Source organism: Bacteroidota bacterium, assembly GCA_016718825.1.
Lineage (GTDB): Bacteria > Bacteroidota > Bacteroidia > J057 > JADKCL01 > JADKCL01.
On record JADKCL010000043.1, the window covers coordinates 16356 to 39218 of the forward strand.

A 22863-nucleotide genomic window follows, 5' to 3' on the forward strand; every position below is an offset into this window, starting at 1 on the left:
TCCAAACTGCTAACTTCCATTCGATGAAATGGAATAACACCTTCTTGGATGCGCAGCGTTTGGTGGGCGATGGGCCTGCGGATGCTGTTTTGGAGCGGCTTGTGGCCGAATTCGGGCCTGAAAAAGCGCGGGAATTGTTCACGATTCTGATCCACAACATTGATTTGCCGGTCGCGCAGGTGCCGACTTATGTCAAGGATTATTTTGACGAACAGGGGCAACCGCCGGAGGTGATTGATTTCGGACGCGTGCGCGCGGGACAAAAGGTCTTTGTGGATTTCGGTCCGGCGATGGCTTTGATGCTCTATTTCAAATCGTTGCCGACCACGTACTTGGACTGGAAACTTTGCGAAACCTTGGGAATTACCGGCCGCCTCGACGACACTCGGCAATGGCCGACGATTTTTTCCAGGAGGGTAGGGGAGACAACGCAGTTTTTGCTGGACGTGATGACACCGGGAAGTCTCGCAAACGGCCGCGAAGGCGTACAAAGCACGCTCAAGGTGCGTTTGGTGCATGCGAGCATCCGCCATTTTGTGGGTGCAAGTCCCAAATTCAAGGAAGGCGAATGGCAAAAACCGATCAATCAGGAAGATTTGGCCTATACCTTGCTCACCTTCGGACTCACGATGGTGCAAGGCGCGCGGCAAATGAACCTTCCGATGACGGACAAGCAGGCAAGTGATTTTTACTATGCTTGGCGATTGGTGGGGCATTATCTTGGAATCGCACCCGAATTGATTCCTGTGGATTTGCAAGATGCCGAAGCACAGCAACAAGCCATGTTTGCGCGTTTGGTAGGTCCCTCAGAATCAGGTAAATCGATCACGAAAGCCTTGCTGGACTTTTCGAAAGAAATCATGCTGCCGACCGACCTGCTCGACAACAGCGCGGACTTTTTGCTGCGCTATTTCATGGGCGATGAACATGCAAACGTCTTGGGCGTGGAATCAAAGAAAGGATGTTTGGCAGCGGTCGTCCCAGGAGCGATTGCCCGTTACTTCGGATGGCTGGAAAAGCTCGAAGACCGGGGCCAGGGTTTGGAGAAACTCACCAATAAACTCGGGCTTGCAGTCATTCGCGGCATGATGAAACGCTTCAAAAGCACCAAAGGACGGTCTTTGTATGTGCCGGAGGAAATGGCAAAGGAATGGGGAATTTAGGCTAATTGCCGAACATGGACTTGATTACCCGATCAATTGAATCCAAATAAGGCCTCAGATTTTTACCCAATATCCGCTCCAGCGATTTCGCTCGGAAAGCGCACCTTGGCGCGGGCATTCATGCGCAGGTTATTGATAATGAGGGCAACATCTGTATTTTCCTTGCGTTTGACCCACCAAAGAATCAGGTTTTGCCACCATCCCGGACTTGCGACAAGGTTGCCGAGTCTCGCGCTGAATTTGTCGCGCGCGCGGATCGCTTCCAACCTAGGTTCGCCCGTCAACGGAGCAAGTTTTTTGGCGAAATCCCAAGCCTCGTCGCGTGCGATTTTGATGCCGAATTCAAGAATCACGTCTTCGCCGACCATGTATTTGAGGATCAAAGCAAATCGTGGACTGAGTTCCGCAATGTCCGTTCGAATGTCATCCACCAGCGCATTGAGGATTTTGTTAATGGCATAAAAGTCCTTTTTCAGGCCATTGATTCCATCGCCAGGAGCCGTTTCCGCAGCGGCAATTCCAAGATCGAGGTTGATGTGGGCATTCATGCCGACGAGCAATTCCTGCAAAATCACATGGGTGGGGAACCGTTCGGCAATCACAAAAGCCACTTTCCAGCAAGAACTGCATTTTTGATTGTTGCGGTATTGGTGCAAGGCTTCGAGGTAGCGATTGGCGAAAATCACGTCGAGCGTCTCCATCCGCTGACCATTCTGAAAAACGTTGCCCGCTGCGATGCCCTCCTTGACCTTCTCGGTCACGACGACATACAGCGCAGGGAATATCCCGATCGGATTTTTGGTTTCAATGGCCCAGTCCAGGACTTCATTAAGCTGAGAAATGACCTCGTCGATGTTTTTAGCGGGGGTGAATTGCATTGGGAACTATGTTGGAATAATTTCCCGTGAAGATAATAGTTTGTCCGTAATGACAAGGACTTGACGCGTTCAGTATTTCAAGAATGTGGAGCGCCATGTCAAGATGGGTACTATCCACCATATTCCAACCTCACTTCCGTCCAAAATCCGCCGGAATTTCACCCCACTTTTTCGTCTCCCACTTCAGGATTTTGTTCTTGAACTTATGCGTTTTGAGCCAAGTCTCCGCTCGAGCGATGATGCTGTGTAGGTACTCCGTCTTTTTGTTGACAGGTAATTTTGTGGCGCATTTTTTCTTCTTGATCCAGCCTTGCGCGAGTTTGCTGTCCGAATAAATCGTCAGTTCCGGCTTGGTCTCGTGAAACATCGCGAGCGCATGCACGAGGGCCAAAAATTCGCCAATGTTGTTGGTGCCCAGGGGGAAAACTTGGGAACGGAAAATCTCGATCTCCGGCGCTAGCGTGTACACGCCGCGGTATTCCATCTTTCCTGGATTGCCCGAACAGGCGGCATCCACGGAAATGCTGTCGGCTACGATTTCCTTGAGAAATTCCTCTGTCAGGATTTTGGGTTCCGATTTCGGTTTTCCCGGTCCGCCACCCGGACCGGCCGGTTTTACAAAGTCCTGCCAAGGCCGTTGAAATGCCAATTTGGCTTCTTCGAGACTCACAAAGGACTTAAATCGGGCATCGGGATGGCCGGCAACCTGCGATTGGGCAGCAGGCCAAGCGTCGTAAACGCCTGGGTTTTTCCCCACCCAGACGACGTAGTATTTGCGCTCCTTGGACACGCTTATTTTTCGCGGTAGAGCACCTCGAGCATCACCTGTCCGGTCGCTTTCAATGTCGCCTTGTCGATGGCATTGATGTCGTCGGTGGTCGTATGCCAATGCGGGAAAAATTCGCTGGAGGTCAGGTCGCGGTCGATCACCTCGACCATCGGGGTTCCCGTTCCTTCAATGATGAAGTAATGGTCGTCGATCGATGCGAAGTCGGTATAGGCGCCGCTGAAGTAGTTGCCGTAGCCCAATTGCGCGGCGATGCTCCAGACATGATCCGTTTGGCCGCGTGCACTTTGGAGGCTGTAGGCATCCTTGGTAAAGCGGGCATCCTTGGCGCCGACCATGTCCAGGTTGATGCCCCAAGCTGCGCGGTAACCGGCCTTGTGCGGGTGATTCACCCAATATTGCGAACCTTGGCACCAGCTTTCATTGTCATTGTAGCTGCCATTGTCTTCCGCATCCCATAGGATCAGGTCCACGCCGACAGTCGGCGCTTTGATATGGAATTGCCGTGCAACTTCAAGGATCACGGCCACGCCACTCGCGCCGTCATTGGCACCGGGCACGGGCGCACTCGGATTTTTGCCATCCTTGTCCGCAAAGGGACGCGAATCCCAGTGTGCGGTCAGCATCACTCGTTTCGTCGCCGCCGGATTGTAGCTTGCGATGATGTTTTTCATTTGGATCAATTTCCCGCTACGGTCCTTGATTTCGGCGGCTTGCACCATCGTTTCGGCGCCGTAGGCCTTGAATTGATTGACCATCCACTCCGCACAGGCAACATGGGCAGGTGTATTCGGGATCCGCGGACCAAAAGCCAACTGCTGCTCGATGAAGCGGTAGGCGGTATCGGCGCTGAATTCGGGTGCGATGGCTTTGAAAGGTTCCACTTTAGGGATCGAATCTGGGTCTTTGTCGGTGCCGCCGGGCTTCCCATCGCCGCAACTGACAAAAATGATTGACGTGAAGATGGCCGCGAGGGCAAACAGGTGCTTAGTTTTCAACATACCATTCCGTGCCTGCGGCACCGTCTTTGAGTTTGATTTTGATTTTGCCGAGGTCGTCCCGAATGCGGTCGCTCATGGCCCAGTTTTTGTCCTGACGCACCTGCGCGCGTAATCCAATGATTACCTGCATCAGTCCGTCGGCAAGGTCGCTGCTGCCGGTCAAGTCATCTTTGAGTCCGAGAATGTCAAAGATGAACGTCTTCATGAATTCCTTGAGCAATTGGATGTCGTCGGCAGTGAGACTTTCCTTGCCGTCCTTGACCGAGTTGATCACACGCGCGGCTTCAAACAATTGCGCAAGGGCAATCGGCGTATTGAAGTCGTCGTTCATGGCATCGTAGGCGCCTTGGCGGATTTCGGCGACATTCACGGAGGAAGTCTCGGAGGGATTCAGCTTTTCAAGGCTTTTCATGGCCTCCATGAGGCGTTGGAAACCCTTTTCGGCAGCCGTCGCGGCTTCATTGCTGTAGTCCAATGTGCTGCGGTAATGCGTTTGCAGCATGAAGAACTTGGCGGTCATCGGCGAAATCGGCCCATCGAGGAGCGGGTGCTGACGTCCCAATTTGGCCAGCGAAGGTGTCGCAGAAACCGAATCCTTGGCCAATTCCAATCCGGTGAAAAGCTCGACAGGCAGGAAATAATTGCCCGTACTCTTGGCCATTCTCCGCGAATTGAACGTCAACATATTGGTATGCAGCCAATAACGAACGGGTTCGGTCCCGCAGCAGCCGACGTTTTGGGCGATTTCGTTGGTGTGGTGGGTCGGAATCAGGTCCATTCCGCCGCCATGGATGTCGAATTGATCGCCGAGGTATTTGCGGCTCATGGCTGAGCATTCGATATGCCATCCTGGAAAACCCGGTCCCCAAGGGCTGTTCCAACGCATGAGGTGCTCGGGTTTGGCCTTTTTCCAAAGGGCAAAGTCCAAGCGTCCGCGTTTTTCGTCCTGACCTTCCAGATTGTCGCGGGTTCCTTCCTGCAATTCTTCGAGATTCCGCCCGACAGGTCGCCGTAACCATGCGCTTTGGAATATTTTTCGACGTCAAAATAGATCGTGCCATCGACTTCGTAGGCGTAGCCGTTGTCCATGATGGCTTGGGTCATTTCGATTTGCTCAATCAAATGGCCGGTCGCAGTCGGTTCGACACTCGGCGGCAAGGTATTGAACAAAGCCATGACCTCGCGGAATCCGTGGCTGTAACGCTGCACGATTTCCATGGGTTCGACCTGTTGCAAACGGGCCTTTTTCAGGATTTTGTCTTCGCCTGCATCGGCGTCGTCGGTGAGGTGTCCCACGTCGGTGATGTTGCGCACGTACCGCACCTTGTAACCGAGGTGCAGCAGGTAGCGAAACATGATGTCAAAAGAGATAAACGTGCGGCAATTGCCCATGTGCACGTCACTGTAAACCGTAGGACCGCAGACATACATGCCCACAAAGGGCGGATTCAGCGGTACAAACTTCTCTTTTTTGCGCGTGAGGGTGTTGTAAACAAAAAGATCTTCCATGATCCGGGATTCGAAAAATGCTGATAAGGGGCAAAATTGCAGAAAAAAGGATCAGGATTCAAGGGAATTCCTATCCATTCGCTGCGGAAAAGTGGCCGTTAAACCTCCAAAATCGTGAATTCCACGCGGCGGTTTTTGCGGAGGCCTTCGGGGGTGTCGTTGCTCCAGCTGGGTTTGCTGCTGCCGTAGCCCTTGTAGCGGATGTTGGCGCGGTTCACACCCTTTGCTGCGAGGTAGTCGTAAACTGCCTTGGCACGGGCCGTGCTCAACTTCATGCAAAAATCAGCGCTGCAGGCATTGTTGGTATGCCCGGCGATTTCCACCTTCATGTTGGGGTTGTCCATGATGAACTGATACACGCGGTCCAATTCCGGTTTGGAATCTGCCGTGAGTTCTGAATTGCTGGGCGTGAAGAAAATATTGTTCAACACGACGGATTCACCCTTTCGGATCGGCACCAAGAGCAAATCCTGGGTGATTTCCTTGTATTCTTTGACCTCTGTCAGGTCAATGTTCTGGTTCTCACTCATGTAGCCCGATGCCTGCGCGAGAAAGCCATATTTTGCGCCGGCAGGAAGGATGATGGTGTATTCACCCGTTTTGGGATTGCTGTTGGCAACGCCGATTTCCTTACCGTCGCTGAGCAATTCGTAGATGATCTTGGCTTGGATGGGTAGGCGGGTGGTTTCATCGAGTACGCGTCCGCGAATGAGCACCACGGGTTCGGGACGCATCGCGCCCGGAAGTTTGATGCGGTAGATGTCCGTTTTCCCCATCGAATTGTTTTCGCTGCTGAAGTAGGCAAATTCGCCGGAGGCGGGCACGGAATAATAGGCATCCCAATTGGCGCTGTTGAGCATCGGACCCAAATTTTGCGGCTGCGACCATTTTGTCCAGGTGCCGTCAAGGCGGCGCGACATGAACATGTCCTTGTTGCCGTAGCCGCTGAATCCATCGGAGCTGAAATACAGCGTTTTGCCGTCTGCTGCAAGGAAAGGCGACATTTCCGTGGCGGCGCTGTTGACATTGGGCCCGAGGTTTTTGGGTTCCGAATAGGTGCCATCCGGATTGGCAAAACTCACATAGAGGTCTTTTGCACCGTAGCTGTCAAGCCGTTGAACGGTCATGATGATGGTTTTTCCATCGGCACCAAGGTGGAATTCGCTGAATTTGTTGTTGTTATAGTAATTCTGGATCACCAGTTTTTGCGGAAATTCCCAGCCCTCCTTGTTGCGGCGCGCCATGGAAAGCCCTGATGTCATGCTGCCATCGAGTTCGTAGACATTGCCGAGCAAGGCGGTATTTCCGTCAGGAGAAATCGCAGTGAGGAAGTTGTGACCGCGGTTATTCAATGGCACACCCACATTTTCAGCAGTCGTCCATTTGCCTGATCCACCCATCGTACTGTACCAAATATCGTCGTTGAGGATCCCACTTGTATTCTCGGGATGGTCTTTCCGGTCGAAATACAGCGCCTTCCCGTCGGGCGAAATGATCGGCATGATTTCGTCGTACTGGGTATTGATCGCAGTTCCGAGATTTTCGGGTTGCGATTCAAATTTCATGTCCTTGATCAGGTTGATGTCGGCCTTTATGGGGACATCGCTGTCGCTGATGCCAACGGCGTCGATATGGTTCCATCCGCTCATTCCCACGGTATTCAGCACGATTTTCACTTGCTTGACCATGTAACTTGTGAGCGGGAAGGTGATCACGTTCATCCGGCCAGGGTCGGGGAGGGGATGCGGAGTTTCGTTTTTGAAAACCTGGTATTCCTTGCCAGCGATGTCATAGAGGTACACCCTGCTCACAGCTCCTGGATTGAAGCTTTCGGCAATCGCTACCTGCTTGATCCGCATCGGATTCTTGTATTCCAAGTGCAGATATTCGTCGAGGCGGTTCTCTTTTTTGAAGGGTGACCAAGCACAAGGGCTTTCGCGGAATGCCGGCAAAACATTGGGAATGCCCAAGGCCTGCTCAGCTGAATATTGCTTGTCGCTGTATTGCGAGGATTTGTCTACGACCTTCCAAGCCCATTGCACGGTTTGTGCATGCGTCAGGGAAATGGCTGCAATCAGGCCTACAAGAAAAAAAAGTCTTTTCATCATTGACTGTCGACCAACAAATTTACACCGCGAATGATTTTTTTGCAAACGTTCGCAAGCCTTGCTTTGTTGCACATCGCTTGAAAATGAATGCAAATGCGTCACATTTCTTCGAATCTTTGCAAATTCGATGCCGAAAAGTCTGGATTTCGATGGATCGTTCCTCAGTCCTTGCCCGAGAGTTTGTCCAGCCTTTCCTTTTCCCTGGGCGAAAGTCCGGCGTAGCCTACTTCATTGATCTTGTCAAGCAGGAGGTCAAGCTCTTCCTCTTCTGAGAGTTCGGGTGCTTGCTGCTGCGGATTGGCTGCCTTTTGCTTGGGGTTGACCGCGCGAATCACGACGGGCTTTTGATTGGAAAATACCGGTTCAGGCTGCCTTGGTATCGCGGGTTGTGGCCGATTGGCTGCTCCTTGAAACCACCGTTTGAGATCCCATCCGCTGCGCATGAATTTGATCGTCAGGAAGCCAATCAAAGCACCCGAAATTTCGGAAGTCCCGGCCATCGTAAAAATGGCGCGATGGGTCACAATCGAAAACAACAGCATGAACAGGCCGATGTAGAGCAGTGGAACGTCCCAAAAAAGGACTTTGAAATTGTAGCGGGGCACAAGGGTAATCGCCGCAGCGATCAAGGCGGCATTGATCGAACCAAAACCGGCCAATCGCGTCGCAGCCGTCACTTCGACGGTTGGCAGGAGGTTGCACAACGCAATGGTGACCAAGGCATTTCCCACAATCGCCAACAAAACAATGACTTGCGTGCGCCGATCCCCGATCAAGGCATTCAAAATGTGCCCGAATGCATACAAGACAACCAAGTCCACCAGCAAAAACCAGAATTGCATTGGGTGGGCCACGAGCCAATAACTCAAGATCGACCAAGGCTGATTGATCGCGGTATCGACGTTGACGGGGAGGCTGATTTTGAGGAAGAGGGCATTAAAACCATCCGCCCCCAGGATCCCGAAAAGCAGGAAGAGCACTACATAAGCAAGGGAAAGCGCCGTGAGCAATATGCCCACAAAACCAAATCGCTTCAAAAACTGACTGTACCAGTTCATGGCTTTCAAATCATCGTTTCCCTATTTTACGCACTTTGTCGAATTGGAGATATATAAATCCGACGACCATGCCTGCAAGGTGGCCGAAGTGCGAGATTCCACCCATGGAGCTTCCAGTGGTGGCGCCAATGATCACAAGGGCAGCGGACAAAACAGCGGCACCAATCACAAACTTCCGCACGGGAAACCGGAACGGAAGGAACATCAGTCCCAATTGGGTTTGGGGAAAGTAGGCTGCAAAAAGTACCAGCATCCCTGCGATGGCGCCCGAAGCTCCCAAAACAGGACCACTCGACGGATCCAAAAATGCAAGCAAGACCGAACTGCCCACGCCAATTGTCAAATAGGAAGCCAAAAAGCGTTTGGGACCGAGTACCATTTCTAATGGAGGGCCAAAGCTGACCAGTGCCAGCATATTAAAGGCAATGTGAAAGAGTTCGAGATGGCTGAAAAATGCCGTTACTAACTGAACCGGCTTGAAAAATATCCCAAGGGGACCACGGTCGAAGATCAGGTCACTTTTCCAAAGGACTAGCCATTCGGCCAAAGGCTCCTGGAAAATATTAAACGCAATGAACACCAGCACATTGATGATGAGCAGGTTCAGGACGACGGGTGTGAGATTAAACCTTGGCATACCTCATTAAGCGTTTCGGAGGAAAAATTGTTCGAGATCCTTGATCCCTATTTTGTAATAAGTCGGCTTGCCGTTGGGCGAATGTCCGGGTTGGTCGCATGCAAAGAGTTGATCCACAAGGGTTCGCATTTCGACAGACTCCAAGGTTTGGCCTGCATTCATGGCACTTTTGATGGCGATGCTTTTGGCAAGCCGGTCATGAACTTTGTCTTTCAGGTCCAATCCGCCGGCTTCGCGCACCTCGGCGATGATTTCTTCGAAGAATTTTTCTGCCTTGCTGCCTTTCAATTCGGCGGGGAGACCTTGCAAGATGTAGGAATTGGGCCCGAATTCCCGCAAATCGAATCCCATCGCTTTCACTTCGCCTTCGACTTCGCGCATAAAGCTGAAATCCACTGGCGTAAAGCTGAGCGTCCTCGGAAACAGCAGCTGCTGACTTGCCAAAGGTGCCTTTCCGCCTGCTCTGCGGAGTTTTTCATATAAGATCCTTTGATGCGCATGGCATTGGTCGACGACAATGAGCCCATCCTTGCTTTGCGTCACGATGTAGCGGTTGCCCATCTGTGCCAAGAATCCCATCGACGCCTCGCGCACGCGCAGCTCTTTTTCGCTCTCACTCTCCGCACTCGAAACTGTGCTCGGTGGGTCGGGAAAGAGGAAATTCGGGATGGCCTCCTTTTTGGTATTGCCTTGGCTTTCGCTCCAACCGCCGGGGTACATGTCGCCCCATTTGGCGGCAGGATTGGTGCGTGGCTTGCCGAGACCGCCGCCGCTTTGCGAACCTCCATGGTTGCCGATCACCTCGGGACGGTTCTCAGCGGGAAACGGAATCTGCGAAATCAGACGCATAAAGCCCTGGTCTTCATCGCTCTGCTCGATCATCGGAGCCTGATGGTACTCGCCGATGCCCTTGCGGATGACGCTGTGCAACAGCTGATACACGGTGCGTTCGTCGTCAAATTTGATCTCGGTTTTGGTCGGATGGATGTTGATGTCGACGTGTTCGGGGGCGATGTCCAGGAAAATGCAATAAAAAGGATGCACGTCTTCCGGCAACAAGCCCTCATAGGCGCGGGTGACGGCATGGTGGAGATAGCCGCTTTTGATAAATCGACGATTCACGAAAAAGTACTGTTCCCCGCGCTTGCGTTTGCAGATTTCAGGTTGGGCGACGAATCCCTGGATTCCAACATACGGCGTTTTTTCGCCGATGGGAATCAATTGTCCGTCATATTCCTTCCCGATAAGCCCGATGAGGCGGTCTTCCAATCCCGCGGACGGCAGGTCATAAACGACGGTGCCTTGATTTTCCATCCGCATGCCGATCTCGGGTTGCGCCATGGCCACACGGATGAATTCGTTGATGATGTGGCGAATCTCGACCGGATTGCTTTTGAGGAAGTTGCGGCGGGCTGGAACGTTGAAAAACAGGTTTTTGACAAGGATGGATGTGCCTTTGGGGCTCATGCAAGGCTCCATGCGTTTGATTTCGCTGCCTTCGATGACGATTTCGCTGCCGAGGTCTTCATCGTGGAGGCGGCTGCGCATCTGCACCTGCGCGACGGCGGCGATGGAAGCCATGGCTTCACCGCGGAATCCCATCGTGCGGATGTTGAACAGGTCTTCGCTCTTGCGGATTTTGGAGGTTGCATGCCGCTCGAAGGACATCCGCGCATCAATACCCGACATGCCGCAGCCGTTGTCGATCACCTGCACCAAGGCTTTTCCTGCATCCTTGATCAGGAGGTCGATTTGAGTGGCACCTGCGTCCACGGCGTTTTCAAGTAGTTCCTTGACGACCGAGGCCGGCCGCTGCACAACCTCACCCGCCGCGATTTGATTGGCAATGTGGTCGGGCAGGAGTTGTATCAATTGTTTCATTCGCGCTTTGCAATCATCCCTTCAATCCGGCAAAAATACCGCATTCCCGCCATCTACACCAACGATTGTTTCAACAGGGAGCGGTATAAAAAAGACAACCGCGACCTTGCGGCCGCGGTTGCGTATGCTTTTCGGAATTTTCGAAGATCAGAGCGTAGAACCGCTGTTGTTGTTGCTTGTCAAGCAAGCAGTTGCGCAGAAGCTCATTTTGAAGGCATTGGCAATCGCAGCGCCGCTCATCCAAGTGTAGTTGGTAGCGGTGACTTGACCCCAGATGTTGCGGGTGCTTACACGGGCCCAAATCACGATGTCTGAGCATGTTGGCATGCTGGACAAAGGAAGTACGAGCGTGTAATCATTGGCAGCATTGCTCAGAAGGATCTTGTTGGAAAACGACTCGGTATCGACGTTTCCATCAGAGTCCATCGGAATGGTGCCACCGTCGCCGGCGAAGATCTTTACTTCCTCGAGGAACCGATATTGGTTCAAATCGAAAATGACGTAGAGATCAGAACTGTTGTTGAGGATTTCAACCGAACCCAAGGTTGCTGCTCCGTCTTTCAAGGAAGCGAAGCTCGAAGGGCCGCATTGAACTGGTGGACGGGAAACGAATGGGAAAGCGCTTTCTTGCAAGCCCAAATCGCTGCCTTCAGGGTGGATGCATTCTTTTTCGCAGCTGAATACCACGACGGAGAGACAAAGTGCGAAAAACAGGTTCTTGATAGTTGTCAGGGTTGTTGTGTTCAAAGCTTTCATTAGAGTGTGGGTGATTCTTAGTGTTTTAAAGTGATTTTTGATTCTTCTTTCCATTCTAGTCAACCATGAGATGCATTGACCAGGCCAATTCCATAAGAACGACAGTGCAAATATTTCATGTTTTCGTAATATATCCTAATTCGGTGCAATCACAGAGGTTCGAAAACGTCGTAAAATCAATGGATTGACCGATTTGGAAGAACGAAGTTGATTGAAGCACTTGTGTGTTTTTACGTAAAAACTAACAAAAGGTTGCCTGATTTATTTCGAATGTTCGGAATAAACGTGCTTGCTGTGCATCGGAATCGATTTAGGTGAATGTGGAGGCGTGTTAGATTCTTCAGCGTCCTGTTAGGTTCTTTGGCGAATCTGCAGATGGATAAAAGTTATCCACATTAAGTCCACAAGGGTCAGCGTCCCCGGATTTTGAGGAGTTCGGCCTCAGTTTGAGCGGCTTGCGGAAGCCATTGGACCTCGTTGTAGAATTTGATTTGTTCCTCCATCACGGCAAGCGTCTCAGGATGGGCATCGCCATACACCTCCGTTTTGATCGCCCGCATCAAACTCAGCTGTTCGGCCGCATTGTCAATTTGCCCTTGCATGTAATCACACATGAACAGTTCGGAGAGAATCGCAGTCACTTGACCCTCATTGCCTACCGATTGACTTTCGTAGATATCCAGCGCCCAGTTGAGGTGAATTCTTGCTTGATCATTCTTGTGCAGCACGTTTTCGAGTTTGCCAAGATTGTAGAGGTTGGCGGCGACGAATTCATGCTGCGGTCCGAGGCTGTTTTCGCGGATTTGCAGGGCCATCAGCCAATAACGTTCGGCGTGGTCGGCTTGGTCGCGGGCCATGCTCAGGGTGGCAAAACGATCCAGAATCTCTGCCACTGCGGCTTGATCGGCGCCCAGGCGCTGTTCCCGCATCCGTTTTGCCTCCGCCAACAGCAGCTCTGCCTTGGCGAATTGATCCTGTTTGATGTAAAAGCTCACCAAGTTGTCGAGCGAGACCAGCAACAGCGGATCCCAGAGCTGCAAATGTTTGCTACGGATTGCGTAGGCCTTGAGCAGGTGTTTTCGGCTTCTTCATAGTCGGTCAATTGCTCCGTGAGCACGCCTAGGTTGGTGCAGGTCGTCGCAAGCGGCAAGCCTTCTGCCCCGAATGCGGCGGTCTGAAGGTTCAGCGCCTGCTCGTACGTGCCTTTTGCACGGTCGTAGCGCCCCTGCGCGAGGTAGGTTCCTCCGAGATTGTTGAGCACGCGTGCGAGTTCGGGGTTTTGGTCACCCAGCCGCGAAGCCTCAAAGGTCAACACGGAATCGTACAACTTTTCGGCGTCGCTGAGACGGCCTGACATAAGGCAAAGTCCGGCGAGTTGCTCGCGGGCTTGGCTTTCTTGCAGTTTCGCATTGCCAAGGGCCGCGTAGATGCGCAAGGCGGATTCCAATTGCGCTTCGGCAAGGTCGCCGGTGCCGGTTTCAAGGTAAACCTTGGCCAAGGTGACCTGCGCGTCTGCGACGGGCAAGGTCAAGGGGCCGACGTGCTTTTCGCGGTGCGTGATGGATTGTTGGATTTCCGATTCGGCCAATTGAAACTGTTTGAGGCGCAGCGCCACCTCGCCCAACCAAAAGTGTGCATTGCCGACGCGGGAATCGTCGCTGCGTTTGCAGGATTCGATTTCGCTGTTGAGGGCCGTTTGGGCCATCTTCAGGGCTTCGTCGTTGCGGTTTTGGGCAAGGAGTTTCTCGACCTTGGTTTGTTCGGCGGCAAAGTCGAATTTCTGTGCGGTGGCGAAACCGGGACAAACGATTCCCAGGATGACCAAAATCATCCCAAGACAGTAACCTCGAAATGGGATTCGAAGATTGGAAAAGGAAAGCAAACGACCTCCGCTCACATTCCCCCGTCTTTTTTGCAGCATTTGGGCAGGGCTTCGTAGGCGGTTTCACTTGCGGGCGTGAGTTTCGTCTCATAGCCGGCATTGGCGCAGGCTTGATGCAAATCGCTCACTTTGACGACTGTGCTGTCAAAGTCGATGATCGCCATGTTGTGGTCCAGATCGAATTTGGCGGAGGCCACGCCCTTGGTGCCGTTGAGCGCTTTTTCGATGGTTTCCTGGCACATTTCGCAGTTGCCACGAACCCAGAATTCCGTGTGGGCATTGGCTTTTGCGCCGCATCCGCTGAGTTGCAGTACAAAGAGGGCTGCCACGATGAAGCTGCCGATCCATGGCAACAGTTGAATTTTCTTTTTCATTTTGCGGGTGAATTGATAAATGGTTGAACGGGTGAATCGGAACTTGGTTCATTTGCAGGGAAAGTCGCGGTCCCTGCACCATGCAGGTAGACCATTTTCCCGCCCTGATGCGCGCCAAACAGCATCAAACCGAGGAGCGCAACGAAAACGGCAACAAAACCAATCCGTTCGAAAACGAAATTCGATTTTTGTCGGAGGAAGGCCCAGATGCCGAGCATGCCAAAGCCGTAGGTCGCCACCATCAGCAGGTTTTCGTGGTTTTCCATCAATTCCTTGAGTTCGGGACCGGCTTGGATATTGCTGGATTCGAAGTCACCTGTAAAGATGGCCACGATGCAGAAAACCAATCCGGCGACGTGAAAACCAAAACCGGTGACTTGAAAAACCGTCTGCTTGCGCCACAATCCGAGGGCATACAGGAGCGCAGCGGCCAAAAGCAGGACCGGCGGAAAGTGAACGATGGAGGGATGCAGGGGCATCATGCGGCAAAATTAAACAAATTCATTGCGGCAAGTCAGTGGGGGTGCTGCGATTTGGACTTTTCTGCCCGGATTGCCTTTGCAGCGGTGACCGTTTCCCGCAAAACATGCCAATCACCTTTGTGGAGGCGCTTTTCGGATACCCGTTTGACGGCGGCGCGCATGTCACCGCGCTGAATCCACAGCAGCCCGTTTTCCTGCCCGATCACATGAAATCCGTCATGCGCATAACTCGCACGCACCAATCCGAAGACATTCCGCAGTTCCACGACTTCATTGGTGACCACCACAAACGGGCTGAGCATCATCAGGGCCGCAAAAATCACTGGCAAAACGCCCATGAACACCACCCAGAAATCCGACAGCAGCAATCCGACCACAACGGCCGCCAATCCGGCAAACAACAAGACAAAGCCAAACAGCGGATGTCGGCGCAGGGGAATATTGGGAATTTCGACTTCAGCGGGCATTTCAGGGATTCTCTGGCAAAATTGGGGGAGGAGGGAAGGCGGTCAATCGGTGCGTTTTTCGGCGGTGAGGGTGTATTGGTATTCCAGGCTCGTGAAATCGACGGTCACCGTCCGGAAGCCGGCAGAGTCCAATTCGGCACTCACCTGCGTCGACGCCAATTTCGTCTCCGTGGGCGGCCCGACGGGAAGCGGCTCCTTTTTGAAGTCGATCACCACGAGTTTTCCATCGGGCTTGAGGCCCTTGCGCACCTTGGAGAAATAGGCGACGCGGTTGCTGATGAATCCGTAGGTATTGACAATCAGGACCAAATCGGCTTCGCCTTCCTTGAGCATCGGATCCTCGGGCTTCACGAGCCGCGTTTCCACGTTGAGGTTGTTTTTGTCGGTATTGTGGGAGAGTCTGCGGTTGATGTAATCGAGGAAATCTTGCTCGATGTCGATCGCAATGACTTTGCGGGCCTTGCGGGCGAGGGGCATGGTGAAATAACCGGTACCTGCGCCGATGTCGGCGACGACTTTGTCACTGAGGTCGCCGAGGCGGCTGATGACCATTTGCGGCTTCTGCCAGTTTTCGCGGTCGCCATGGTCGAGGTCTTCCAAAGCTTCAAAAGCGCTGTCACTTTCGGTGGTGAGCACCATTTGCCCGTTAGGGAGATATTGGTTCTCTGCGTCAAGTTGATTGTTTTTCCCCGCCTCCGAATTGCAACTGCCGAGGAAGCAGAAACTCAACAGCAGGGTGCCGAAGCCGAAAAAGCCAAGCCTCCGAGCGGGATACGATGTCGTTGAATTATCCTTCATCGCCTTCCTTGGGTGCTTTGGGTTCCTTTTCGGGTTTTACCTTGGGTTCCTTCGGCGCTTTGGGTTCCTTTTCGGCCTTGACCTTGGGCTCTTTGGGGGCCTTCGGTTCTTTTGGAGCCTTTTCCTTCTTTTCTTTGGGAGCCTTGGGTTCCTTTGCTGCCTTTACCTTGGGCTCCTTGGGGGCCTTGTCGCCCTTCTCCGGTTTTTCCTTTTTCTCCTTCGGCGTTTTGTCACCTTTGGCCTTCGGTTCCTTCTCCGGTTTTTCGTTGTCTGCCTTCGAATCCTCCTCTTTTTTCTTCGAATCCGATTTTTTGGCTTCCGGACCGGGTTTCACGTCGGGTGTAGTCGGCTGCGCCTCCTTCGCACCCGCATCAGGGGCAGGATCTTCTACAGGTGTAATGCCGGGTTGCGCGGGATCGTCGGCCTTGATGCGTTTGATCGGACCAAAAATTTCGTCCTCAGCGGCCTTGATGCGCGCAGCTTCCTCTACGGCTTTGGCATTTTGGTCTTCGACGGCGAGGGCCTCCGCCTCCTTGGCCTTCAATTCTTCCACTTCCTGACGCTGGCGTGCCGCAATCTCGGGCTTGGTCAGTTTTTTGCGTACCGAAGTGTATTGGATGATGTCGTGCAGGTCGCAGTCGCAATCATAATAGTCTTCGTAGCATTTGGTGATCATGCAGTCCATTTCCCATCCCTTTTTGAATTTGGTGGGCTTTTTGGAGCGTTTGAAGGTGAGTTTGTATTCGCAGTCGCTCGTCCATTCAATCTTGAAGACAAGTTTGTTACCCTTGTCTTTGAGTTTGCCCTCCTTGTCGAGGCGCATCTTGGATTTGGACTTGTCAATCTTCTGATCGCGGGTGATTTTGCGTGTTTTGGTCTCCCGCATTCCGCGGTTGCTATTCACCTGCACCTCCTTGTGGCGTGACCGGCGAATCGTGATGTACATGTTGTTCTTGTCGATATACTCCATCGAACCGCGGCGGTAGCGGGCGCAGGGCACAGCGTAGCCATGTTTGACCGTGCTGTCGGCATTGTTGGCGTGGAAACGTTCGTTGGCGGTGTTGGCGCCGTCTCGAACTTCAGGTTCCTTGTCGCCTTTTTTGCCTTGTTTCTTCTTTTTCTTGCCGTCTTCCCCGCCGCCGCCATCGTCACCGGCATCGTCGGAAGGTTCAGGTTTTTCGCGTTTTGCCTTCGCATCGCCATCTTCCTTGCCCGCTTTGGGGTCCTTGGCGGGCTTTTCCGGTTTGGCTTCTTTTTCGGGTTTGGGCGCCTTGGGCGGCTTTTCGGGCTTGACCTTCGCTTCCTTGGCGGGTTTTTCGGGTTTTGCCTTTTCTTCCTTGGCAGGTTTTTCCTTTTTGTCGTCGCCGTCATCCTGCGCGAATGCCGCAAAAGGGGCCACGGAAAAAGCCATCAACAACAAAATTGCCAACAAATGGCAGTGCAGCCCCGACAGTGTTTTGGAAACCACTTTCATTCTTTTAGTCAACGCAGCAAGGTAACGTTACCAATTTGCGATCAGCGCCTGCAAATATACATGCGAACGGTGGGAATGCAGAAATCAGCCCCCAAAATCGACCTTTGAGGCAACAAATCGAACTGCCGTATGGCATTCGGATGCAAAAAATCAGCCGACGGTAGCGATCAGGTGGTCTACAAGGGCCACGTATTGTTCCATGGAGGTATCGGCAGACTGACCCTTGAGACTTTCCCAAGCGGCGTATTTGGCGGCGCCTTTGAAATCAAACATGCCGGGTTTGTCCCCATGGACATCGCCTTCGGTGGCTTGCTTGAAGAGGGCGTACAGGTTCAGCAATTGTTCGTTGCTAGGACGTGCTGTCAGCGTTTTGACCCGCTCGGCGGCGTCGTGGAACTTTTCTGTGAGTGTCATTCTCTACGAATCGATATTTAAAGTAAAGCTATTGGAAAATGCGGAAACGGCCAAAAGGGGAAGAGGGAGGGAATCCGAGAACTGAAAAGGCATTGCAAATTGATTTCGTCACTTCGAATGCAGATTGGGGACCTCTACGCCAAAATGTAACTCGCTTCACATCGTCTTTCAAAGCAGCGGGCAATGTTCTCCGAATCAGTTTTCCTTCACCAACTTCACCACCTCAACCCGATCCTTGACCCGCACCTCCACAAAATACAGCCCCGCGCTCAGGTGCGTCACGTCCACAGGCGGGTCACCCGCGCGGTAGGTGCGGGCAGGCGCGACCTCGCGGCCGGTGATGTCGTGGATTTTGAGGGTGCATGTGGATGTGTTGGCCGGGAGGGTCAGCGTGAAAGCTGATTTCGTTGGGCTGGGGTAGAGGGAGATGGAAGGATTTTGCGTCCATGCGGGGTCTTGGATTCGGACGGGTTGGGAGATGCAGATGTCGGTGGAGTCGCCGCCTATCCATTTGGCGATGTAGTTGACTGAATCTCCCCCAATTATGCGATCTGAACTAATGTAAAACTCCGAATTGAAGGACTCTAAACAAGTTACATTGTCTAAAAACAAATCAGGTCCGCCAAATGAGCAAAAATTTAGGCCATCAAAATGCGCAAGCTTATACGGTCCATTCCAATTTGAACCGTCAAAGATTAGGTGCGTCCCAACAATAAAAAGTCGATCATCGATTACTTCCAAATCTTCAATTTGCCCCAGGAAATTGACGTTGGGAAAAGGATTTGCCCATTGCACATCATCCCAAGTCATCAAATAATCGGCGGAATTGCCATCTTGTTGAAAAAAATATCCACCGACAAATAATAGGTTTTTGAACGTTTTTAGTTTTCGAACCCAACTGTCTCCCTTAATCCCACCGGCAACATCTTCCCAACCATTTGAACCCCAAGCAACGATTTCATTCATCTGGTTACTGGCCTCAAAATTGCCACCAAAGTAGTACCTATTGCTATAGTATTCAGCACAATAGAAGTGTTCGGCTTGGGAAAAAGGCAGATTGCCACCAAAGGACGTCCAAGTTGAATCATTCCATTTCAAAATCCTTCCACAGAATTGCCCATATATTGAATCAAACATACCAAATGCAAAGAGTTGGTTGTTAAGCAACTCAAGGGTCACGGGACCGTTAATTGGGCCATAATTAGTCCAATTTGATCCATTCCAGGAATTTAGATATGGCCAATAGCGATTGCCCGCCATCATTCCGTACCTACCACCAACGAACAATTCCCCTTCCCTTAATACAACTGATTCAATTGATTGACACCCGGCGGTGGTACAAGAGGTGTCCCCTGTTCCTGCTCCTAGTTTGGACCAATTTATTCCGTCCCACGCGGCAATTTGGCAAACCAAACTGTCACCAGCATAGTCAAATGAGCCTGCAACATACAAAAGTCCATTTGCCTCATCATGCGATAAGCATGTGACTGGGCCATTCGTACCACCTCCAACTCCTTGCCAGAGTTGGGCATTAACAGATCCCCAACCCAAGAGGGCCAAAGCGATTACCCAAAAGACGTTTCTGATCGTTTTCATTCCTTCACCAATTTAATCACCTCAACCCGATCCTTGGCCGCACCTCCACAAAATACAGCCCCGCGCTTAGGGGCGCAACATCCACAGGCGGGTCACCCGCGCGGTAGGTGCGGTAGGTCGCGACCTCGCGGCCGGTGATGTCGTGGATACGCAGCGTGAAGCTTGAGAATGCAGGATTCGTTTCAATCTTAAAGGATTGATAGGCAGGGTTAGGAAAACCAGAATGTCGAGTACTTGAAATTGGATCCGAGGAAACACTGACGGGTTGGTAGATGCAAGAATCCGTCGGGTTGCCGCCCATCCATTCTGCAATGTAATGAATATCAAAAAGTGGAGGAACGGGGTTAGGGGCACCAGAAACAAACAAACTACCCCCCAAGCCCGCAACATTGAGCAATGATTCTTCTCCGCTGCCAAAAATACAAAAGTATGTCCCGTCAAAATGGGCAAGGGTATGCATCCTGCGGATCTGATTGGAAGTAACGGGGGCCACAATGTACAATTTCCCAGCAATGACCTCAAGGTCGTAAGCTTCGAACCAAAATTGAATGTCGGGAAATGGATCAATCCACTTTTCGCCATCCCAAGCCATGACATAATCTTTGACATTGCCATTTATCGAAAGAAATTTTCCAGCGACAAGAGCAAATTGTTGATACGGCCATGTCATTGACATAGGAGTTGGATCCATAGATCCCATTTTGAAGCGAATTGAACCTGCATCGTCGTATTTCAGGATTTCGTTACCGCCATTTTCGTCTTGAAGTTGCCGGCAAAATAGTAGGCACCCTGAAAATAGACGGACATTTTACTACTTCTCGATCGCCTGCCTGCCATGGCACGGCGAACCAAATGCCCCAAGTGCTACCGTTCCACTTTGCGATATGGTCGATGCGACCACTGATTGAATCAGAGGTTCCAGTGCGAAAAGTTGTCATCCGCAATCGATAAGTAGGAGGGATCCTGTTGGGGATTGCCGCAAGCTTGCCAATGGACTCCATCCCAGGTCGCCAAGTAGGAAGTGGAATTCAGTCCGACGCCATCTAATTTTTCAAATTGTCCCCCCCGCAAAAATTTTAGGAATGGTATGCATTACAGAGTTGGGAGGTGTTAGAAGGAAATGGGCGATGTCCTAATCCGGAATCAAGAGCGCATGCGCATCTTCCCCATCAAATTTGGCAATGCAACCCACGTAGTTCGAGCCTGCATTGTTAAATTGAATGCGGCGAAAAAAGTATTGGGTAGCGAATCATAATACAATTGGTTGATGAATCGATTGACGCCGCCATCGACTTCCTTGCCAGATCTGCCCCTTCCCAACCCCAAACAATCAGAGCTGGCTTGGCAGAAGGTATCGCAAGATTGTTCTCATTGTTTGACCAATTTAACCTCGCGGCCGGTGATGTCGTGGATTTCGAGGGTGCATGTTGTCGTGTTGGGCGGAGCTTCAGAACAAGGGTAATTCGTTGGATTGGGGTAGAGAGAAATGGTCAATTTACTTTCCTATTCGGGAGATGCCACCAATCGACAACCGTCCGGGACTTGCACCCCCGATCCATTCGAAAACGAGAGATGGAATCAACCATGGCACGGATCTGCCAATCGTCATAAAAGGAATTTAGCGTATCGTGGTAAAAACCAATTGAGGTCGGAACAAAATCAGTTGGATTCCCTCCAACCCAACCACCGATTGCCGTCCACATAGGAGTTCCTTGCGGGCAACCTCCAGCCGAATCAAACAGGCCATCGGCATACAAGGCATCCCCATTGATAAGAATGCACTACGAATCCATCCACCAGGCAACGCCCTGTATCCTCCACTCCCTGCAGCGTGTCCCATACTTGTCATCCCAAATCGTGATTCCATTTTCGGCAGATTTTCGGCGTATCGTGCTTATTAAAATGACCAGCAATTACCAATTTTCCCTGATACGTAGCAAGAGCACTCACGACTGGGAAAAGTGCCGAATAGGCCGACATCGACACCAACCAATCGAAGCCGTTCCATTTTGCCGCCAAACCATGAATCGGTGGATTACTCCCCGGTTTGTGAAAGTCACCACCAATGTATAACTCGCCCTCAAACCACTCCGCATCATAAATCCGATTCAACGAACTCATGAACTTTGGCAAGTTAAAAACAGGACCCCACGAAGTGCCATCATGGCAGACCATGGGCTTCTATGCCAGTTAATGTCTTGCATAAAGATACAATGTTGTCCATCACTTCGAGTCCAAAACCGATTCCACCCCAGGATTTACTTTGTGCTCAGGCCAGAACCACTGGCAACCCAATCATTCCTTCACTTTGCGATCCTACCTGAAGGATTTTCCTCCTGCCATCAAAAGTTCCTGTTACAAAGAGCGTTCCGCCTTTATATCGTGCAAATGCCCTGGCATCGTTTACCCTTGAATTGTAGATCACTTGCGTTCCACAAGGGACATCGAATCCACAACCAAGCCCAATCACGGTATCACCAACGATTTGACCAAAGCCGTGAATTTCGGAAGAATCAAACCAAGTGTATAGCCCGGCGACCAACATCCGGCTCTTTTTGCATCATACTCATGCAATGTTGGAGCAATGTTAAATTTTCGATTGATGCCCAATTTTGGGCATTTTTAACGGATCCACAAGCAAGAGGAGCACAGTGATTACCCAAAAGACGTTTCTGATCGTTTTCGTTCCTTCACCAGTTTAATCACCTCAACCCGATCCTTGACCCGCACCTCCACAAAATACAACCCCGCGCTCAGGTGCGTCGACGTCCTGAGGCGGGTCACCCACGCGCGACAGGTGCGTGGAAGGCCGCGACCTCGCGGCCCGGTGATGTCGATGGTTAGGGTGCATGTGGATGTGTTGGCCGGGAGGGTCAGCGTGAAGGATGAATTGGCTGGGTTGGGGTAGAGGGAGATGGTGGCGTGGGGAGGCTCATTTGCTTCGAGCATACTAGTTGAATTACCACAGGCTTCGACATACGATCCGCCGATCCATTTCGCCACAGAATTAATAGAATCAGTATCGATGACTTTAAAAGCACCACCCACATAAAGTGAATTTTGATGTTGAATGGTGGAAAAGAGCCCATTGCCATCTGGAGAATCAAAGCCAAGACAGCACCATTTCAAACCGTCCCATTTCGCAATTCCAGAACATGGAATTCCATCTGCAGAGCTAAACCCGCCTACGACATAGAGTGAGCCGTCATGGATTTCCATGTCCCTAATCGAGGCATTTTGACCGCCGATGCCGCCTCCTAATTCAGACCATTCTATTCCGTTCCAGCTAGCGATTGCGTTTCCAGGATTCCCTTCACCTAAGGAAAATCGTCCCCCTACGATCAAACGGTCCATATAAATTTCAAAACTCATTGGAAGTGACCCGCCTCCACGAATCCCGTTTCCAACGGAGACCCATTGCTGACCGTTCCAACGTGCAATGCCCTCAATAGTGCCGTTCCAATTTACAATGTTGCCTCCTATATAAAGCTCATTGTGATAAACGATGGCACATCCAATTGCGCTTGCAAGCCATTTCGTAGTATCAATAGAATACCATTGCGTTCCATTCCATTCCGGCTATTTTACAGTGGGCTGG

At 51.6% G+C, this 22863-nt stretch carries 21 protein-coding genes and 1 pseudogene; 1 reads left to right on the top strand and 21 read right to left on the bottom strand.

The features are described 5' to 3' along the window. The first annotated feature begins 23 nt into the window (after window positions 1-23). Window positions 24-1163: a DUF2236 domain-containing protein gene (locus IPN95_27090; GenBank protein ID MBK9453019.1), complete on the top strand. Its 1140-nt coding sequence runs from the start codon at window positions 24-26 to the stop codon at window positions 1161-1163. Window positions 1164-1225: 62 nt separating this feature from the next. On the opposite strand, the gene IPN95_27095 is transcribed toward IPN95_27090, so the two are convergent. From IPN95_27095 to IPN95_27195, 21 genes and pseudogenes are all read right to left on the bottom strand, one after another. Then, complete coding sequence (locus tag IPN95_27095; protein ID MBK9453020.1) at window positions 1226-2041, bottom strand: hypothetical protein; 816 nt, start codon at window positions 2039-2041, stop codon at window positions 1226-1228. A gap of 130 nt (window positions 2042-2171) precedes the next feature. Continuing rightward, window positions 2172-2831: a ribonuclease H family protein gene (locus IPN95_27100; GenBank protein MBK9453021.1), complete on the bottom strand. Its 660-nt coding sequence runs from the start codon at window positions 2829-2831 to the stop codon at window positions 2172-2174. Window positions 2832-2833: 2 nt separating this feature from the next. After that, window positions 2834-3829, bottom strand: a complete 996-nt coding sequence (locus IPN95_27105) for a M28 family peptidase (protein MBK9453022.1) — start codon at window positions 3827-3829, stop codon at window positions 2834-2836. After that, window positions 3816-5341, bottom strand: a pseudogene (locus IPN95_27110) (cysteine--tRNA ligase). Before IPN95_27110 ends, IPN95_27105 begins: the two are co-directional and overlap by 14 nt. 95 nt (window positions 5342-5436) lie before the next feature. Continuing rightward, window positions 5437-7443 carry a PD40 domain-containing protein gene (locus IPN95_27115; GenBank protein MBK9453023.1) on the bottom strand — a complete coding sequence of 669 codons (2007 nt, stop codon included), beginning with the start codon at window positions 7441-7443 and terminating at the stop codon, window positions 5437-5439. Between the two features lie 164 nt (window positions 7444-7607). Next, entirely contained in the window at window positions 7608-8504 is an 897-nt protein-coding gene (locus tag IPN95_27120; protein ID MBK9453024.1) for a rhomboid family intramembrane serine protease, read from the bottom strand. A gap of 10 nt (window positions 8505-8514) precedes the next feature. Next, on the bottom strand, window positions 8515-9141 hold the full coding sequence (locus IPN95_27125) for a rhomboid family intramembrane serine protease (GenBank protein ID MBK9453025.1): 627 nt from the start codon (window positions 9139-9141) through the stop codon (window positions 8515-8517). A gap of 6 nt (window positions 9142-9147) precedes the next feature. After that, window positions 9148-11022: a DNA mismatch repair endonuclease MutL gene (gene mutL, locus IPN95_27130; protein MBK9453026.1), complete on the bottom strand. Its 1875-nt coding sequence runs from the start codon at window positions 11020-11022 to the stop codon at window positions 9148-9150. A 147-nt stretch (window positions 11023-11169) separates the two neighbouring features. Continuing rightward, entirely contained in the window at window positions 11170-11778 is a 609-nt protein-coding gene (locus IPN95_27135; GenBank protein MBK9453027.1) for a hypothetical protein, read from the bottom strand. 410 nt (window positions 11779-12188) lie between these two features. Further along, entirely contained in the window at window positions 12189-12797 is a 609-nt protein-coding gene (locus IPN95_27140; protein ID MBK9453028.1) for a tetratricopeptide repeat protein, read from the bottom strand. Beyond that, complete coding sequence (locus tag IPN95_27145; GenBank protein ID MBK9453029.1) at window positions 12770-13609, bottom strand: tetratricopeptide repeat protein; 840 nt, start codon at window positions 13607-13609, stop codon at window positions 12770-12772. The genes IPN95_27140 and IPN95_27145 overlap by 28 nt, the downstream gene beginning before the upstream one ends. 62 nt (window positions 13610-13671) lie before the next feature. Continuing rightward, a complete protein-coding gene (locus IPN95_27150; GenBank protein MBK9453030.1) occupies window positions 13672-14034 on the bottom strand; it encodes a heavy-metal-associated domain-containing protein in 363 nt (120 codons plus the stop codon). After that, a complete protein-coding gene (locus IPN95_27155; GenBank protein MBK9453031.1) occupies window positions 14031-14516 on the bottom strand; it encodes a DUF2231 domain-containing protein in 486 nt (161 codons plus the stop codon). The genes IPN95_27150 and IPN95_27155 overlap by 4 nt, the downstream gene beginning before the upstream one ends. A 32-nt stretch (window positions 14517-14548) precedes the next feature. Next, a complete protein-coding gene (locus IPN95_27160) occupies window positions 14549-14983 on the bottom strand; it encodes a hypothetical protein (GenBank protein MBK9453032.1) in 435 nt (144 codons plus the stop codon). A gap of 42 nt (window positions 14984-15025) precedes the next feature. Beyond that, window positions 15026-15781 carry a class I SAM-dependent methyltransferase gene (locus tag IPN95_27165; GenBank protein MBK9453033.1) on the bottom strand — a complete coding sequence of 252 codons (756 nt, stop codon included), beginning with the start codon at window positions 15779-15781 and terminating at the stop codon, window positions 15026-15028. Next, entirely contained in the window at window positions 15771-17255 is a 1485-nt protein-coding gene (locus IPN95_27170) for a hypothetical protein (protein ID MBK9453034.1), read from the bottom strand. Before IPN95_27170 ends, IPN95_27165 begins: the two co-directional genes overlap by 11 nt. A gap of 150 nt (window positions 17256-17405) precedes the next feature. Beyond that, on the bottom strand, window positions 17406-17669 hold the full coding sequence (locus IPN95_27175; GenBank protein MBK9453035.1) for an acyl-CoA-binding protein: 264 nt from the start codon (window positions 17667-17669) through the stop codon (window positions 17406-17408). 195 nt (window positions 17670-17864) lie between these two features. Next, window positions 17865-18806, bottom strand: a complete 942-nt coding sequence (locus IPN95_27180; protein MBK9453036.1) for a T9SS type A sorting domain-containing protein — start codon at window positions 18804-18806, stop codon at window positions 17865-17867. A 475-nt stretch (window positions 18807-19281) separates the two neighbouring features. Beyond that, window positions 19282-19935, bottom strand: coding sequence for a T9SS type A sorting domain-containing protein (locus IPN95_27185; protein ID MBK9453037.1), 654 nt, complete (start codon window positions 19933-19935; stop codon window positions 19282-19284). A 1175-nt stretch (window positions 19936-21110) separates the two neighbouring features. After that, window positions 21111-21377, bottom strand: a complete 267-nt coding sequence (locus IPN95_27190) for a hypothetical protein (protein ID MBK9453038.1) — start codon at window positions 21375-21377, stop codon at window positions 21111-21113. A gap of 543 nt (window positions 21378-21920) precedes the next feature. Continuing rightward, window positions 21921-22637, bottom strand: coding sequence for a T9SS type A sorting domain-containing protein (locus IPN95_27195; protein MBK9453039.1), 717 nt, complete (start codon window positions 22635-22637; stop codon window positions 21921-21923). Window positions 22638-22863 lie beyond the last annotated feature (226 nt).